This window comes from Comamonas avium (assembly GCF_014836675.1).
Lineage (GTDB): Bacteria > Pseudomonadota > Gammaproteobacteria > Burkholderiales > Burkholderiaceae_C > Comamonas > Comamonas avium.
Genome location: NZ_JACSQK010000006.1, coordinates 114,421 through 131,061, shown reverse-complemented (window position 1 = coordinate 131,061; position 16,641 = coordinate 114,421). Strand labels below are relative to the sequence as shown.

Sequence of the window (16,641 nt, the reverse complement as noted above, 5' to 3'; positions counted from 1 at the left end):
GCGCTTACCCTTCTCGTTCAGTAATAGTTACCCATGAGCGATGCCAGCTCAATCATTAACAGCACAGCAAACATGCGCGCCAGACCGCTGAGTTCTTCACCGGGCCGCATTTGACGATGCGTACGATGGGCATAAAGGCCCGTGGCTACCGGAATGATGGCAACGGCCCAGCTTGACAGCCACGTCTTGAGCACAAACACCAAAGTCACTGAGGGGTTAAACACGTGCCCAAACATGCGGGTATAGCCAGGCAAACCGGCCAGCGTAAATCCATAAACACCAATATACGCGGTGACCAGCGCCACCACGCACGACAGCGCCGCCAGTGTCACGCAGGCGTACAGGCCTGAAATCACCCGTGGCAATACCTCGAGGCGCATCAGTGCTTCGCCACGGCTTTGCCTGGCGTCCCACTCACCAGACTGGCGTATCAACGCCAGCTCTGTCGCATTCGGAATGGTGCAGCGCATCGCCACAAACAAGGCAGCTGTCAGCGGAATCAGCTCCAGCACCAGCACCCGAATGACCATCTCCAGCGCATAACGCGACAGCCCATAGCTGATGGCCGTCACCACCACAATGCGCGTGATGACCAGGCAAATCAAGGCCGCCAAAATCGTAAAGCCCAGGAGAATGGACGCCGTATCCTTGTACATGCGCTGCAAAATGGGGCGCAAAGATTGCCATCGGTATGTCGAAGGTGAAAGCAGCAGCACCCATACCATGGCAGCCAGATAAAAGATGCGCCCCCACGCCAGTGCAATGTCGCGTGCCGCATGCCAGATGCGCAGGGATAAGGAACGTTGGATGGAGCGCATGCTTGGCATCATAGGCAAAAAGCTTGTGGTTTTACCAGCGCAGCGCCCTTGCACCCCTGCGCGGCGATCTGGGTGGTGCGCACAGGCCTGCAGCCGGCACCGCGCCAGTGACGACACTGCCGCCTTGCAGGCACGCATAAAAAAACCGCCCCAAAGGGCGGTTTGCATGCTGTGCAGGCCTACTCCATCAGTCACCCAGCTTGGACAAATCGCGCACCGCGCCCGTATCGGCCGAGGTCACCAGCAAGGCGTAGGCCTTGAGTGCCGCAGACACTTTGCGTGGGCGGGGGTTCGCGGGCTTCCAGCCCTTGGCGTTTTGCACTTCACGGCGTTTGGCCAATTCTTCATCACTGACCAGTACGTTGATGGAGCGGTTGGGAATGTCAATGCGGATGCGATCACCGTTTTGCACCAGGCCAATCGCGCCGCCAGCTGCTGCCTCGGGCGAGCAGTGACCAATCGACAAGCCCGACGTGCCGCCCGAGAAACGGCCATCGGTCAGCAGCGCACAGGCCTTGCCCAGGCCCTTGGATTTGATGTAGCTGGTGGGATACAGCATCTCTTGCATGCCGGGGCCGCCCTTGGGGCCTTCGTAACGCACGATCACGATGTCACCCGCCTTGACCTTGTCGGCCAGGATGTTGGCTACGGCCTCGTCTTGCGACTCGGTCACATGGGCTGTGCCTTCGAACACCAAAATGGATTCATCCACACCGGCTGACTTCACCACGCAGCCGTCCACGGCAATATTGCCTGTCAGTACAGCCAGACCGCCTTCTTTGCTGAATGCGTGTTCGTATGAGCGGATGCAGCCTTCGGCACGGTCCAGATCCAGGCTGGGCCAGCGGGTGCTCTGGCTGAATGCGGTTTGTGTGGGAATGCCTGCGGGGCCCGCCAGGTAGAAATGCTTGACCGCCTCGTCCTGTGACACGGCGATGTCCCACTTGGCCAGTGCCTCGGCCATGCTGTCGCCGTAGACCGTGGGCACATCGGTGTGCAGCTTGCCAGCGCGCGCCAGCTCACCCAGGATGGCCATGATGCCGCCTGCGCGGTGCACATCTTCAATGTGATATTTCTGCGTATTGGGTGCCACCTTGCACAACTGGGGCACCACGCGCGAGAGACGGTCGATGTCGGCCATCGTGAAGTCGATCTCGGCCTCTTTGGCAATCGCCAGCAGGTGCAAGATGGTGTTGGTGGAGCCGCCCATGGCGATATCCAGCGTGATGGCATTTTCAAACGCCTTAAAGCCCACCGAGCGGGGCAGCACGCGGTCGTTGTCGTTCTCGTAGTAATCGCGGGCCAGCTCAACAATGCGACGCCCGGCAGTCAGGAACAGCTCTTCACGATCCGAGTGCGTCGCCACTACCGTGCCATTGCCCGGCAGGGACAGTCCCAGCGCCTCGGTCAGGCAGTTCATGGAGTTCGCTGTGAACATGCCTGAGCAAGAACCGCAGGTGGGGCAAGCCGAGCGCTCCACCTGCGCCACTTCTTCATCGGAGTAGCGGTCATCGGCGGCAATCACCATCGCATCCACCAAGTCCAGCTTCTTGAACTCGATCACGTTGGTGGTGGGATTGGCCAATTTGGTCTTGCCCGCTTCCATGGGGCCACCGGAGACAAAGATCACCGGGATGTTCAGGCGCATGGCGGCCATCAGCATGCCCGGAGTGATCTTGTCGCAGTTGGAGATGCACACCAGCGCGTCCGCGCAGTGGGCATTGACCATGTACTCCACAGAGTCAGCAATCAAATCACGGCTGGGCAGCGAATACAGCATGCCGTCGTGGCCCATGGCAATGCCGTCGTCCACCGCAATGGTGTTGAATTCTTTGGCCACGCCGCCGGCTTTTTCAATCTCGCGCGCCACCAGCTGGCCCATATCCTTCAAGTGCACGTGGCCGGGCACAAACTGTGTGAAGGAGTTAGCAATGGCGATGATGGGCTTGTCAAAGTCGCCATCTTTCATGCCAGTGGCACGCCACAAGGCACGGGCACCGGCCATATTGCGGCCACCGGTGGAGGTTTTGGAACGGTAAACAGGCATGGTGGAGCTAATTGTTGGTTTGCAAAAATGTCTCAAGGCTCGCAAAAGCCAATTCAAACATTATGTCCCACCATGTTCACCCTGCGGGTACGTGACACCCCGCACACCAAGGCAAGCGGTCTCGCGATTGGCGAAAGCTGCCCTCAACGCTTGCGCCGGCCTGTCAGCAGTTCACGTTGTTTGTCGAGGCGCTCTTGCTTGCGCTTGTCCATCTTTTCCATGGCTTTGCGCTTGGTCAGGCCTGATTGATCGGCGTAAGTGAACCAGGCCATCGTCACCGCAAATCCACCTAGCACCCACCACCAGGACATGGCGGCAATGCCAGCCACATCCACCACCTCCAGATGCACCAGCGCCTTGAGTACGGCCAATACCACCGCAGCCATCAGCAACCACATAAGCTTGTCACCCTATTCACAGTTTGTTCACACAGAGACAAGCAGCGTTCACGCACCGCACCCTACAATGGCTGCCAACATCTCCCCCACTAGAGGAAAGTGTAACGATGAAACGTTTCATGATCACCTTTGCGCTGGCCCTGAGCGCAATCACACCAGCCATGGCCGACCAAGCCTTGGCATCTTCCAAGAACTGCATGGCTTGCCACGCAGTGGAGAAGAAACTGGTTGGCCCTTCATTCAAGGACGTTGCCAACAAATATGCGGGCCAAGGTGACGCCGTCAACAAGCTGGCTGCCAAAATCGTGAAAGGTGGCAGTGGCGTCTGGGGGCCCGTGCCCATGCCTGCCAACAGCCAGGTCAGTGAAGCCGATGCCAAGAAACTGGCTGCCTGGGTGCTGTCGCTCAAGTAAGCCATATCTCACTGCGTCTAGGAAAAAAAGCCACCTCATGGTGGCTTTTTTCATAGCTGCTAGCGCTTACAGGCTGGTTGTTTCAGATATAAAACACTTCAAAAACAATACTGAGCAAGCGCTGAGTGCTCTTTTTTTAAATAGCATCACAGCCGTGTATCGCGCGGCGTCACATCCATAGGATCTGGTTTCACAACATCCACGCGGGCTGGCGCTGCATGCAGACTGGAGCGCAGTTGCTGCTCCAACTGCCCGACATAGGCGGCTGTCGAGTTATCACTCTCCAGGGCACGCGCTTGCAGATGCGCCTCCAGAGTGTCTATGCGATCGAGCAAGCGGCGCTCCTCTTCCTTGTGCAAATTTTCAATGGCGATACGCAGTTCAGTGAAGCGTGAAGCTTCAGCCTTGTCTGCCAGCTCACGCTGTGCTGCCATTTCCTTGGAGTGTGCACGCGCTTCCAGCAGCCAAGCTCCTTGCATGGCAATCACATAGGCAATGAACACAATCGCCATCAAGGCAGTCAGCGCGACAAGAATCAAGCCCAGCGGAGCCTGCACCGTGGTGATGCCCAGAGACATCGGCACTTCCTGCGCCAAATAAGGAAAGTTGAAAAAGGCGAGAACACCGATCACTGCGATGATCAGAACCAACAATGCAATACGCGACTTCATACCGGTTTCCTTTAGCTCTATTTGTATAGGTCAGAGTTTTACCCCAAGAGACACCATCCACAAGCCAGTGGCACGCGCATTCTCGCTCTGCATCATCTCCTACAACTGAAAATAAAAATGCCACCCTCAGGTGGCATTTGTAAACACAGGCAAGAGATTACGCTGACATCCAGCAGATCAGCGGCTATGCGCCTCTGCGCTGCTCATTTCAGCGGGCTGCATCGCTCACGCGCTGCAGCTGGGCTCCAGCCCAATCAATTGGTTTTCGACAATTGATCCAAGATGGCTGGATTTTCCAGGGTGCTGGTGTCCTGGGTAATGGCTTCACCCTTGGCAATCGAGCGCAACAGGCGACGCATGATCTTGCCGCTTCGTGTTTTGGGCAGGTTCTCACCAAAGCGAATGTCCTTGGGCTTGGCGATCGGGCCGATTTCTTTGGCCACCCAATTGCGCAACTCTGTGGCCAAGGCTTTGGCCTCTTCAGGGTCAGTGGGCATGGGACGCTTGAGCACCACGAACGCACAAATGGCTTCACCCGTCATATCATCCGGGCGCCCTACCACAGCAGCTTCCGCGACCAGGTCCGTCTTGGAGACCAGTGCAGACTCAATCTCCATCGTTCCCATGCGGTGGCCCGAGACATTGAGTACATCATCAATACGGCCCGTGATTCGAAAGTACCCACGGTCTTCGCTGCGCACCGCACCATCGCCTGCCAAGTAGGTTTTCCCACCCAGCTCTTCCGGGAAATAGCTCTTTTTGAAACGCTCAGGGTCACCCCAGATATTGCGAATCATGCTGGGCCATGGGCGCTTGACCACCAGCATGCCACCCGCGCCGTTGGGCAGGTCGTTGCCTGTTTCATCGACGATGGCTGCCGTAATGCCGGGCAAAGGAAGTGTGCAAGAACCAGGGACCAGCGGTGTTGCGCCTGGCAATGGCGTAATCATGTGACCACCGTTTTCGGTCTGCCAGAAGGTGTCCACAATCGGGCAACGCTCACCTCCCACATTGCGGTAGTACCACATCCATGCTTCAGGATTGATCGGCTCCCCCACACTGCCCAGGATGCGCAAGCTGGAAAGATTCCAGTTCTTGGGGTGCACTTTTTCATCTGTCTCGGCCGCTTTGATCAGCGAGCGAATGGCTGTCGGAGCGGTGTAGAAAACGGTACAGCCATGGCGCTCAATCATTTGCCAGAAACGCCCAGCGTGCGGGAAGGTGGGTACGCCTTCAAACACAATTTGCGTGGCCCCAGCTGCCAGCGGGCCGTAAGCCACATAGGTATGGCCCGTGATCCAGCCAATATCCGCCGTACACCAAAATACGTCCGTCGGCTGCATGTCAAATGTCCACTCTACCGTCTGCTTGGCCCACAGCATGTAGCCACCTGTGGAGTGCTGCACCCCCTTGGGTTTTCCTGTGGAGCCACTGGTGTAGAGAATGAACAGCGGGTGCTCGGCATCCACTGCCACCGGCGGGCAGTCTGTACTTTGCCCGTCCAATAATTGCGCAAATGTCATGTCACGCCCAGCCACCATATGGGTGGCTGTCGCTGTGCGCTCGAACACAAAAACGTGGCCTACGTGTTCGCACCCACCCATTTGCAAAGCGTCATCGACAATCGCTTTGAGCGGCAGCTCCTTGCCACCGCGCATTTGGTAGTTGGCCGTAATCACCGCCGATGCGCCCACGTCCACAATACGCTCTTGCACGGCCTTGGCCGAGAAACCGCCAAACACCACACTGTGCGTTGCACCAATGCGTGCGCATGCCTGCATGGCCACCACACCCTCAATCGTCATGGGCATGTAAATCAGGACACGGTCACCCTTTTTAATGCCCTGCGCCTTCAACCCATTGGCAAACTGCGCCACACGGTTGAGCAATTCGCGGTAGCTGACCTTCGTCACCTGACCATCATCTGCTTCAAAAATAATTGCGGTCTTGTGCTCAACCGCAGTCCCCATATGCTTGTCCAGGCAGTTGGCACTGGCATTGAGTTCACCATCTGCAAACCAGCGGTAAAAAGGCGCATTGCTTTCATCCAGAATCTGGGTGAAAGGCTTGCTCCACACCACATTTTCACGGGCCAGGCGCGCCCAATAAGCTTCGTAGTCTTTTTCCGCCTCCGCACACAGCGCCTCATACGCTGCCATGCCAGCCACACGGGCGGCTTTCTGGGTGGCCTCAGAAGGTGGAAACACACGGTTTTCAACCAACACAGATTCAATTGCAGAACTTGGTGCGCTCATGGATTTATCTCCTTACTCTTTTAGGGATAGTTTGCGCGCAAATGTCGGGTGCAGCACTTACATACCACTGACTCCATAGCGTACAAACTGGAGCAAAATTAAAGACTTAGCAAGGGTTAACACTAATTCGAGCCTCTACAATCGCTAGCCCGCGCCTTAAAACGCGGTCTCTCGCTCACTTCAACCGCTAATTCAATTTATGCCCTCTGTCGACCCGCATTCCGAGTCACCCGCACAGCCCATGTCCCGCTCACCCATGCGCCCACTGCCCAGTTTGATTTTTGCCAGCCGTTGGCTGCAGCTGCCCTTGTACCTGGGTCTGATTGCCGCCCAAGCCGTGTACGTCTGGCACTTCCTGGTCGAGCTTTGGCATTTGATTGAAGCGGCCTTTGGCAGCCAGACAGCGCTGCAAGCCCTCGTCACCAGCATTGGTTACAAGCCCGATGCGCCACTGACCGGGTTGAATGAAACAGTGATCATGCTGGTGGTCCTGGCCTTGATTGACGTGGTCATGATCTCCAACCTGCTGATCATGGTGATTGTGGGTGGCTACGAAACTTTCGTCAGTCGCCTCGGCCTGGACACCCATCCAGACCAGCCCGAATGGCTCGACCACGTCAATGCGTCTGTGTTGAAAGTCAAACTGGGCCTGTCCATCATCGGCATCAGCTCGATTCACTTGCTCAAAACGTTTATCAACGCAGGCAATTACGACGTCAAAGTATTGATGTGGCAAACCATCATTCATGTCGTGTTCCTGCTCAGTGCCCTGGCAATTGCCTACACCGACAAGTTAATTCACAGCCAGCACCCCACTGCGCACTAAAAAACTAACACTTGAACGAAAAAACCGGCCCATGCGCCGGTTTTTTCGTTTTGCACTCTTTTGACAGCGCCTGACGACACAATGCCGACGGATGTCACACGAAGCCAATGCCACCCCACAATTAAGCATTGACAGCCATATACCCAATAGTTACAATGATCGACTCATTAACAACCTGCCATGCAGGTAATCCATGTTTTAACGGCATGGATTCATCCGGCATCAGCCCTGCGCTTGCAGAACGCTGGTGCCACAGCGCTGGATTTCTGGCACTGATGCACGGATATGTTTGGATCATGTAACGCACATCCGTGCTTTGCCTCTGCCCTCTCTTGCGGCCCTTGCGCACACCACGCTGCCATTCGGGCCCAGTCTCACACCCTTCATTGCGGCCTTGTCAGGTATTTGGCACGGCCGGTGCATCGGTTGGCATGACTTTCAGCTTCGCGTGTAGGCCGTTCAAGCTCTGCTTGTAACGCGGCTGCACTGTGTGTAACCCCCAAGAACAACTTAAGGGAGGACAACCAGTGGCCAAACAAATTCGCATCGAAAACGTCTTCAAGGTCTTTGGCGATCAGCCAAAGCAGGCCTTGGACCTGGTGCGCCAAGGGCTTTCCAAGCAACAAATCCTCGAACGCACCGGTCAATCCATCGGTGTATTCGATGCCAACTTCACCATCGAAGCCGGTGAAATCTTCGTCGTCATGGGCCTATCGGGCTCAGGCAAATCCACCCTTGTGCGCATGCTCAATCGCTTGATTGAGCCCACCAGCGGCCGCATCGTGGTGGATGGGCAAGATATCAACGAGCTCAGCGACAAAGACCTGCGCGCACTGAGGCGCAAAGACATCTCCATGGTGTTTCAGTCTTTTGCTCTCATGCCGCACATGACCGTACAAGACAACACTGCCTTTGGTTTAGAGATGGCTGGCGTTGCCCCCGCCGCGCGCCAGCAAGCCGCACAAGAAGCCTTGGAGCAAGTGGGTCTGGCCGGCTGGGGACCCAGCTACCCTGACGAGCTTTCTGGAGGCATGCAGCAGCGCGTTGGCTTGGCACGCGCTTTGGCATCCGACCCCTCCATCTTGCTGATGGATGAAGCATTTTCTGCCCTGGATCCCATCATCCGCACCGAGATGCAGTCTGAACTGCTGCGCCTGCAGGAAACCAAACGCCGCACCATTGTGTTCATCTCGCACGATCTGGATGAAGCCATGCGCATTGGTGACCGCATTGCCATCATGAAAGACGGCCAAGTCATTCAAGTTGGCACCCCTGATGATATTTTGCGCAGTCCAGCCAACGACTATGTACGCAGCTTCATCAAAGGCGTGGATGCCGCCGCCGTATTCAAGGCCTCGGACATTGCACGCCAGGCACTGACCATCATCTCGGAGCACAACGACCGAGGCTGCCGTGCAGCGTTGCGTCTCATCGAAGACTCTGATCGCGACCACGCCTATGTCCTCAATGCACGCCAGCACCTGCAGGGCGTAGTGTCTGCCCAGTCATTGCGCGATGCCCTGCAGGGACATAAAGGCGCGCTGGGCTTGAAACATGCGTTTATCGAAGGCGTGCTGCCACTGGATGCAGCCACCCCCGTCGCTGATCTTTATGGCCCCATGGCCACGGCCCCCTGCCCCCTGCCTGTATTGGGAGAGAGCCGCAAATTCCTGGGCGTCATCAGTCGCACGACCATGCTGCGCTTCTTGGACCGCGACACGCCTCCAGTCCCACCACCACAGCCAGTGCAGCCACCGGTCACGCTCAACCCCTTGTTTTCCACTGGTGACGCGGACTCGCCCACGATGCTGCAAGAGCATTCCGACAGCGCCGCAACGCCCACGCAACAAGGAGAAAAAGCATGAGTGAGGTGACGAACAGTACCGACCCCTGGAACACCAGCAGCGCGCCCGAAGCCGTAGATCCATGGGCTGCAAGCACAACTGCAGAAACAGCCGCAGATCCATGGGCATCGCCCACAGCCACCACACCGGATGCAGGTGCAGGTTCCGATTGGCTGGCAGCCAGCACCCCCTCTACGGATGCCCCACTGAGCCTATGGGATCAACTGCGCACCGAAGGTCTGCCAATTGAAGCCTGGATCAACCAAGGCCTTGGCTGGGTGGTCGATAACTTCCGGCCTTTCTTCCAAAGCGTACGCGCTCCCATCGACGCCACCCTGTCAGGCGTTGAGCAGCTCATGCTGGCGCTGCCTTGGCCTGTACTGACCATACTGGTGGCGTTGGTTGCCTGGCAGTTTGCGGGCCGTGGTCTCGCCATTGGCACGGCATTGTCACTGCTGGCTGTCGCGGCACTGGGCATCTGGCCCGAAGCCATGGTGACCCTGTCATTGGTGCTGACCTCGTTGGCGTTTTGTATTGTGATTGGGCTGCCGCTGGGCATTTTGATTGCCTCTAGCGACCGCACCCAGCGATGGACGCGCCCAGTGCTGGATGCCATGCAGACCACCCCAGCCTTTGTCTACCTGGTCCCTGTGGTGATGCTGTTTGGTATTGGCAATGTCCCCGGCGTGATCGTGACCATCATCTTTGCGCTGCCCCCGCTGGTACGTCTGACCAACCTGGGTATTCGCCAAGTACGCCCCGATTTGATTGAAGCCAGCCGCGCCTATGGTGCCTCGCCTTGGCAGCTGCTGTGGAAAGTGCAATTGCCGCTGGCCATGCCCAACATCATGGCTGGCATCAACCAGGCACTGATGCTGTCGCTGTCCATGGTGGTGATCGCTTCCATGATCGCCGTAGGCGGTTTGGGACAAATGGTGCTGCGCGGCATTGGCCGTCTGGACATGGGCCTGGCCACCGTAGGTGGTTTGGGCATTGTGCTCTTGGCGATTGTGCTGGACCGCATCACCCAGGCCATGGGCCAGCCCCATCGCGGTGGAGAGCGCTGGTGGCACCGTGGTCCCTTGGGTTTGCTGCTCAAACCCCGCAAAACTTCTTAATTAACCAGTCAGTAGCTGTCGGCACTTACTGAGTAAGCGCCGCAGCCACATTCCATTCATTTTCAACAGGAGGACGAGAGATGACATCTATCACCCATGCCACCCGCACCCTGGCCGCCGTGGCCGCCAGCACCCTGGCTTTAACCTGTTTGAGCGCCAATGCCAACGAGACGCCGGGCAAAGGCATCAAAGTTCACCCTTTGAAAAGCTCGATTGCTGAAGAATCATTCCAGACACTTCTGGTCATGAAAGCGCTGGAGCAACTGGGCTACGACGTTCAGCCATTCAAAGAAGTGGAGTACCCCACCGCACACTTGGCCATCGGTAATGGTGACGCCACATTCATCGCAACACACTGGAACCCGCTGCACGCTGACTACTACAAGAATGCCGGTGGTGAGGCCAAGCTCTACCGCAAGGGTGTGTACTCGGACAACGCAGCCCAAGGCTATCTGATCGACAAAAAAACCGCCGACGCCCACAAGATCACCAACATTGCGCAGTTGCAAGATCCAAAAATTGCCAAGCTGTTTGATGCAGATGGTGACGGCAAGGCAGATTTGACTGGTTGCAACCCCGGCTGGGGCTGTGAAGCCATGATCGAGCACCACCTGGACGCCTACAAGCTGCGCGATACGGTCACTCACCAGCAAGGCACCTATTCGGCGCTGATTGCAGACACTATCACCCGCTACAAATCTGGAAAACCTGTTCTTTACTACACATGGACCCCCTACTGGGTCAGCAACGAACTCAAGCCGGGTAAAGATGTGGTGTGGCTGGAAGTGCCTTTTTCTTCAGCACCCGGTGAGCAAAAAGGTGTCGATACCAAACTGGCCAACGGAAAGAACTACGGTTTTGTTGTGAACAAGCAGCACATCCTGGCCAACAAGGCATGGACAGATGCGAACCCGGCTGCGGCCAAATTGTTTGAAGTGATGCAACTGTCCGTCTCCGACATCAATGCTCAAAATTACATGATGAGCCAGGGCCAAGGCAAACCTGCCGACATTGAGCGCCACACCAACAGCTGGATCAAAGCACACCAGAAAACTTTCGATGGCTGGCTAGCCCAGGCTCGCGCTGCCGTGAAATAAAAAAAGGAGGCTTTAGCCTCCTTTTTTTGTGCCATTTGCCCGACACAGCGCAACTCCAATTCACTCAAGCAAGTTAGCAATTCGACGGCCTGCAGAAAGCACCCATAATCAACAACATTCTGTTTCATTGCACTAACTACCCATGAGTGACAAAGCCATCTCCACGGTTCAAGGTACTGACGAACTGCTTGTCAGCCTCTGCAACTCTGTCACCCGCGTGCTGAATGTCGCGACCACTTGCCAGATTCAGTACTCCGGCATGGTGCAGCGAATCAAAAAGACCTATCTCAAACCAGAAATCGGCTGCTTTGTACTGTTTGATGGCGGGTTTTCTGGGCTGGTCATCATCAACTTCTCTGCAGCGGCGGCTATGGAGCTGTATCGCAGCTATCTGCTGAACATGGGTATGTCAGAAAGCGACTTGGCCAGCTCACATACCTCTGACGAAGTCAGCAACGTAATGGGCGAGTTGATGAACCAAGTAGTGGGGGATTTCACTGGCAAAGTGCGCCGCGAGCTACAAACGCACATCACCCAGAATCAGCCCAAGATGTTGGTACTCAACAAGCAAGTACAACTTAGTGTGGATGCCAATCTCGACAATCCTGAAGCGCGTCGAGTGACCTTCTACACGGCAGCCAACAATATCTTTTACTTGGAGCTGGCCGTTGACAGCACCGAGTTCATCAAACTGCATGAGTTCGATGCGGATGAAGTTATCGACCCTGACGCCATCATTGCCCAGGCAGGTACATCTGGCGCACGCTCCACACCGTCCGCCTCGAGCACTAACGATACGGAAACAGAAGCACTGTTGAAATCACTAGGCATGTAAAAAGCGCAAGCCTTTTTTATTCATCCTATTGAAGAGACTGAATCTTTGCATGTGCAATTGCGTTTCCCGCCGTATTCGAACAGTAGGTGCCCACATAAAAGTAGCATTCACTCATTGGCAATAATTCGCACTGCACCATCAATCATCTAGCTCAAGACAACTAGCGCTTGGCCCTTTATTGCAAGTATTGCATCTGCCCATGTCCCTGACCCTTGGTTCGGTTGAACAAGACCCTGCACTTGTAACTGCCCACGTCGACCTTGAACGCCTGTCACGTGAACAGCAAGCGTTGCTTGATAGCGCAGGTGTGGGCATTGCATTCATCAAAAATCGGGTGGTCGTGCGCTGCAATCCACACTTTGCAAAGATTTTTGGCTTTAGCCATCGCGATCAAGTCGTAGGCATTCGCAGCGCCAGCCTGCACCCTTCCCGTGAAGAGTTCAAGGCACTGGGACGCTCCGCTTACCCAAGCATGATTCAGGGAAAGACATTCAAAACAGAGCGTCGACTGCGTCGCAACAGCGGCCACCTTTTCTGGGCCAGCCTGACAGGCCATCTCATCAATGCCAAGGCCCCGCATGAAGGGGCCATATGGATCGTGGATGACATTGATGAGCAGCGTCATCGCAAAGCATTGCTGTCTTCGGCGATCCGTGAAAAACAGCTGCTATTTGAAACCGCTGCAGTGGGTATTGCGTACTTTCGCCAAGGTGCCTTAACACGATGCAACCCGCACCTTGGCACTATGCTGGGCTACGAGCCTGAAACCTTACTCAACCTCACCAACGTACCCACATCATTGCTTGCGAACATATCGCCACTGAATGTGCTTTCGCAGATGAGTGCAAGCAGTTCCGGCAATTTTGAAGGCGAGCTGACCCTGGCCCACCAGCAAGGGCACCGCATCGAATGTGAAGCACGTAGCCGCTGGGTAGACCCGCTGGATCGTTCACAAGGTGAGGTCTGGATTTTGGTGGACATCACTGAGCGAAAGAACATTCAGGCCATGCTCACCAAAGCACAGGCCGAGCTAGAACGCCAAGTCCATGAACGCACCAATGAACTCAGTGCGACGATCCAAACCTTGCACCAGGAAGTTGAGGATCGAAAACGTGTTCAGGAACGAATTCATTGGATGGCGCACTATGACCCACTCACGGGTCTTCCCAATCGAACGTTCATGGCAGATCGCAGCCAAGAAGCCATTACACAAGCACGCAACAATGCCAGCCCTCTGGCCGTGATCTTTTTGGATTTAGACCGTTTTAAACACGTCAACGATTCCCTGGGCCACAAGGTAGGTGATGCTTTACTTCAGCAAATTGCCAAGCGACTGCGCGCGGTGGTCCGCGAGAAAGACACGGTGGCACGCCTGGGCGGAGATGAGTTTGTCTTGCTCTTACCCGGGGCCAATGCCCAAGGTGCTGCGCGTGTCGCCGGAAAGTTGCAAGAGGCGTCGTTACGGCCTTATCAAATTGGTCACCACGAGCTCAGCATGGCCCCTTCAATGGGTATTGCACTTTTCCCGCAAGACGGGGAAGACATTGACAGTTTGACCCAGTCGGCAGATGTGGCGATGTACCACGCAAAACTGGAAGGCCGCAACACTTACCGTTTCTTCACGCCCCAGATGCACGCCAAGTCGGTGCGTGCATTGCAGCTTGAAAATGCCATGCGGCGCGCTTTAGAACGCAACGAATTCACGCTGCATTATCAGCCGCAGATCTGTCTGCACACTGGAGAAATCCGCAGCGTAGAAGCGTTGCTGCGCTGGAATCAGCCCGAGCTTGGGTCTGTGTCACCAGGTGAATTCATTCCAGTCGCAGAAGACAGCGGCCAAATTTTGCAAATTGGTGAATGGGTACTGCGCAAAGCTGTCGCACAACTGCAGACTTGGCATCAAGCAGGTTTTGGGCAGTTAAAAGTTGCAGTCAACCTATCGGCCATTCAGTTTCACCAGCCGCAGCTGCCCGAGCTAATCAGCCGCATCTTGCTGGAATCGGATATTCCACCTACAGCACTTGAATTGGAGCTGACAGAAGGCGTTGCCGTGCACGATCCCAAAGCAGCAACTCTGACCATGGACGCCCTGCGCAAAAGTGGCGTTTGGTTATCCATCGATGATTTCGGAACCGGTTACTCATCGCTCAGCCAGCTCAAGCGATTCCAAATTTACAAACTCAAAATTGATCAGTCTTTTGTACATGACCTCGACCATGACAGCAATGATCGGGCAATCGTCAGCGCTATCATTCGCATGGCTCAGGCTCTAGGAATACAAACGACTGCAGAAGGCGTGGAAACACAAGAGCAGCTGGACTTTTTACGTGAGCAAGGCTGCGATGAGGCACAAGGGTATCTATTCAGCAGACCTGTTCCCGCAGAGCAAATCAGCGAGTTACTCTGTGCCTACCAGCCATGGAGCCCGCCCCCATCGCCTGCCTTCAGCTAGGAATGCATGCCACTTAAACGGAGAGTGCTGCGTAGATTCCCATTCTTGAGCAAAGGAAGGATGGCAGCGACAAAGCCAATGCAGCAAGAAAAAGCAGCCTCTAGATTTTCTGGATACCGCTTTATTGCAGGGTTGAGCACAACAAACGACATGCAACACGTCATATGAAAGACATGTGCGACCTGTGCCCAAACAATACCTTTGCGACTGCAGCGGCATCCATTACACACGCCAACAAATAAAAAAACCGGCTATTTAGCCGGTCATGCATGAAGCGTTATCTGCTAGTGCAAATGGCGGGGCCGATGACCATTGCCACCACCTCGGGGACCACTGCCTCCACTGGGAGGTAACTTTCCAATCTCAAGCGAGCTCAGCAAGCTGTCAAAGCGCTGCATAAACAGCTTATCAATCTCGGAAACCACACCGGTCAGCTCCGAGGCCTCAAAGTGACGCTCCATCATTTGAATCACATCTTGAACCAGCATATCGCGCTGCACTTTCATGATGGCAGCAGGGTTGGGACCCACAAACAGCATGATGAAGTCATCACGTGCCTGGTCTGAACGCTCGCCCTCTTCTTCGTCAAATTCAGCATCGTAAAACGTCACTTCAATAGCGGCGCCTTCTTGTGCAAGTTCGTTGAGTCCCATGCAGACATCGTCCAATGCCTGGCGGAAGTTCTCATCTCCAGATACTGTCCAGCACATTTGCAGCATCGACTCTTTGGCGTTGAACTGGATGCCTGGCTCTTCTTCATAAGCACTGGCAGCGCCAGCAGCCAGCGAGCGCGCGCCAGCATACGACCACAGCGGCTTAAGTGCATCTTGCAACTGCTCGAAGGTCACATCAGCGCGCAACAGCACTTGGCCGTGAACGTGAATTTCAAATGGAGCGTTGTAGCTAGACATTGTTTTCTTCAGTTAAAAACACACAATCAATGTGTGTGAGATTCCAGTTGATAGATTCTTGTACATTTTCGCATGCCACTTGCTCTTCTGCCCTTTTCTTGGATTGTCCGCCACACATTAGGTGACATTAAACCGGCTAAGAAGCAGCAAAACAGTGAGCACAGCGCAACAACCAGACTTGGACAAACAAAGCCAAACACAATCCAGGCGCAGATGCGACAGCAAGCAAGTGGAAAACAGCCAAACCGCTGTACAGGAATGCCAACTCTGAGTTGTATGGATATTAAAACGCCCAACGCTGCGCAATCAGAGCGCGATGGGCAATGCCTTACAACTGCAATTTTTCTATCATCAAAAATTCTTTGGGCTCAGGCCACTTTAATGACGATGCAATCGCAGAGAGGTTTAAACAAAAAAACCCTAAGTCACTGATAACCTAGGGTTTACTGTTATGAACAGAAGACTATAAATACAAAATACTTGGTGCCCCGGGCCGGAATCGAACCGGCACGCCTGTTTAATAGGCGGCAGATTTTAAGTCTGATGTGTCTACCAATTTCACCACCGGGGCTTCAACACCAATCAATGGTGTTGAATCTTTAAAGCATAACCGATGTTGGCAAACATAAAACGCATGTCTTATGAAGCGCCAGCAACGTTTCCTTATGAAAAAAGGAAGCCTTGGCTTCCTTTTACATTTGGAGCGGGAAATCGGGTTCGAACCGACGACCTCAACCTTGGCAAGGTTGCGCTCTACCAACTGAGCTATTCCCGCATTATGGAGGCGCGACCCGGAGTCGAACCGGGCTAGACGGATTTGCAATCCGTTGCATAACCGCTTTGCTATCGCGCCATCCTAAGGAGTTACTACCCCTCAAACTGGAGCGGGAAATCGGGTTCGAACCGACGACCTCAACCTTGGCAAGGTTGCGCTCTACCAACTGAGCTATTCCCGC

Annotated in this window: 15 protein-coding genes and 4 tRNA genes; 8 read left to right on the top strand and 11 right to left on the bottom strand. The window is 55.0% G+C overall.

The window, feature by feature from the left end; translation table 11 throughout:
* Positions 1 to 17: 17 nt before the first annotated feature.
* The 3 genes from H9646_RS12985 to H9646_RS12975 all read right to left on the bottom strand — a co-directional run bounded on the left by H9646_RS12985 (position 18) and on the right by H9646_RS12975 (position 3,263).
* A complete protein-coding gene (locus H9646_RS12985; protein WP_191723792.1) occupies positions 18 to 818 on the bottom strand; it encodes an MlaE family ABC transporter permease in 801 nt (266 codons plus the stop codon).
* 187 nt (positions 819 to 1,005) lie between these two features.
* The gene (gene ilvD / locus H9646_RS12980) at positions 1,006 to 2,865 is read right to left on the bottom strand and encodes a dihydroxy-acid dehydratase (RefSeq protein WP_191723791.1); all 1,860 of its coding nucleotides are present in this window, start codon (positions 2,863 to 2,865) and stop codon (positions 1,006 to 1,008) included.
* 143 nt (positions 2,866 to 3,008) lie between these two features.
* Positions 3,009 to 3,263 (bottom strand): TIGR04438 family Trp-rich protein, encoded by a 255-nt coding sequence (locus H9646_RS12975; RefSeq protein ID WP_191723790.1) that lies wholly within the window; start codon positions 3,261 to 3,263, stop codon positions 3,009 to 3,011.
* Positions 3,264 to 3,370: 107 nt separating this feature from the next.
* Here H9646_RS12975 and H9646_RS12970 point away from each other — a divergent pair, with 107 nt between their 5' ends.
* Positions 3,371 to 3,676 (top strand): c-type cytochrome, encoded by a 306-nt coding sequence (locus H9646_RS12970; protein WP_191723789.1) that lies wholly within the window; start codon positions 3,371 to 3,373, stop codon positions 3,674 to 3,676.
* A 146-nt stretch (positions 3,677 to 3,822) separates the two neighbouring features.
* Here the strand turns inward: H9646_RS12970 and H9646_RS12965 are convergent, their stop codons facing one another.
* Positions 3,823 to 4,347 carry a LapA family protein gene (locus H9646_RS12965; protein ID WP_225214187.1) on the bottom strand — a complete coding sequence of 175 codons (525 nt, stop codon included), beginning with the start codon at positions 4,345 to 4,347 and terminating at the stop codon, positions 3,823 to 3,825.
* A gap of 254 nt (positions 4,348 to 4,601) precedes the next feature.
* Entirely contained in the window at positions 4,602 to 6,602 is a 2,001-nt protein-coding gene (acs, locus tag H9646_RS12960) for an acetate--CoA ligase (protein ID WP_191723788.1), read from the bottom strand.
* 199 nt (positions 6,603 to 6,801) lie between these two features.
* Between acs and H9646_RS12955 the strand changes: the two genes are divergently transcribed.
* A complete protein-coding gene (locus H9646_RS12955; protein WP_370551197.1) occupies positions 6,802 to 7,428 on the top strand; it encodes a TIGR00645 family protein in 627 nt (208 codons plus the stop codon).
* 121 nt (positions 7,429 to 7,549) lie between these two features.
* On the opposite strand, the gene H9646_RS12950 is transcribed toward H9646_RS12955, so the two are convergent.
* A complete protein-coding gene (locus tag H9646_RS12950; RefSeq protein ID WP_191723787.1) occupies positions 7,550 to 7,726 on the bottom strand; it encodes a hypothetical protein in 177 nt (58 codons plus the stop codon).
* Between the two features lie 229 nt (positions 7,727 to 7,955).
* Between H9646_RS12950 and proV the strand changes: the two genes are divergently transcribed.
* From proV to H9646_RS12925, 5 genes are all read left to right on the top strand, one after another.
* Positions 7,956 to 9,293, top strand: a complete 1,338-nt coding sequence (gene proV, locus H9646_RS12945; protein WP_191723786.1) for a glycine betaine/L-proline ABC transporter ATP-binding protein ProV — start codon at positions 7,956 to 7,958, stop codon at positions 9,291 to 9,293.
* Positions 9,290 to 10,390: a glycine betaine/L-proline ABC transporter permease ProW gene (proW, locus tag H9646_RS12940; protein ID WP_191723785.1), complete on the top strand. Its 1,101-nt coding sequence runs from the start codon at positions 9,290 to 9,292 to the stop codon at positions 10,388 to 10,390. Before proV ends, proW begins: the two co-directional genes overlap by 4 nt.
* 80 nt (positions 10,391 to 10,470) lie before the next feature.
* The gene (gene proX, locus H9646_RS12935) at positions 10,471 to 11,487 is read left to right on the top strand and encodes a glycine betaine/L-proline ABC transporter substrate-binding protein ProX (RefSeq protein WP_191723784.1); all 1,017 of its coding nucleotides are present in this window, start codon (positions 10,471 to 10,473) and stop codon (positions 11,485 to 11,487) included.
* A gap of 142 nt (positions 11,488 to 11,629) precedes the next feature.
* A complete protein-coding gene (locus H9646_RS12930; RefSeq protein WP_191723783.1) occupies positions 11,630 to 12,322 on the top strand; it encodes a DUF3334 family protein in 693 nt (230 codons plus the stop codon).
* Positions 12,323 to 12,521: 199 nt separating this feature from the next.
* Complete coding sequence (locus H9646_RS12925) at positions 12,522 to 14,774, top strand: bifunctional diguanylate cyclase/phosphodiesterase (RefSeq protein WP_191723782.1); 2,253 nt, start codon at positions 12,522 to 12,524, stop codon at positions 14,772 to 14,774.
* A gap of 284 nt (positions 14,775 to 15,058) precedes the next feature.
* On the opposite strand, the gene H9646_RS12920 is transcribed toward H9646_RS12925, so the two are convergent.
* Positions 15,059 to 15,685: a DUF6806 family protein gene (locus H9646_RS12920; RefSeq protein WP_191723781.1), complete on the bottom strand. Its 627-nt coding sequence runs from the start codon at positions 15,683 to 15,685 to the stop codon at positions 15,059 to 15,061.
* Positions 15,686 to 15,757: 72 nt separating this feature from the next.
* Here H9646_RS12920 and H9646_RS12915 point away from each other — a divergent pair, with 72 nt between their 5' ends.
* Complete coding sequence (locus H9646_RS12915; protein WP_191723780.1) at positions 15,758 to 16,117, top strand: hypothetical protein; 360 nt, start codon at positions 15,758 to 15,760, stop codon at positions 16,115 to 16,117.
* Between the two features lie 49 nt (positions 16,118 to 16,166).
* On the opposite strand, the gene H9646_RS12910 is transcribed toward H9646_RS12915, so the two are convergent.
* The 4 genes from H9646_RS12910 to H9646_RS12895 all read right to left on the bottom strand — a co-directional run bounded on the left by H9646_RS12910 (position 16,167) and on the right by H9646_RS12895 (position 16,641).
* Positions 16,167 to 16,256 (bottom strand) — tRNA-Leu (locus H9646_RS12910).
* 128 nt (positions 16,257 to 16,384) lie between these two features.
* Positions 16,385 to 16,460, bottom strand: a tRNA-Gly gene (locus tag H9646_RS12905).
* 4 nt (positions 16,461 to 16,464) lie between these two features.
* Positions 16,465 to 16,538: transfer RNA gene (locus H9646_RS12900), tRNA-Cys, on the bottom strand.
* Positions 16,539 to 16,565: 27 nt separating this feature from the next.
* Positions 16,566 to 16,641 (bottom strand) — tRNA-Gly (locus tag H9646_RS12895).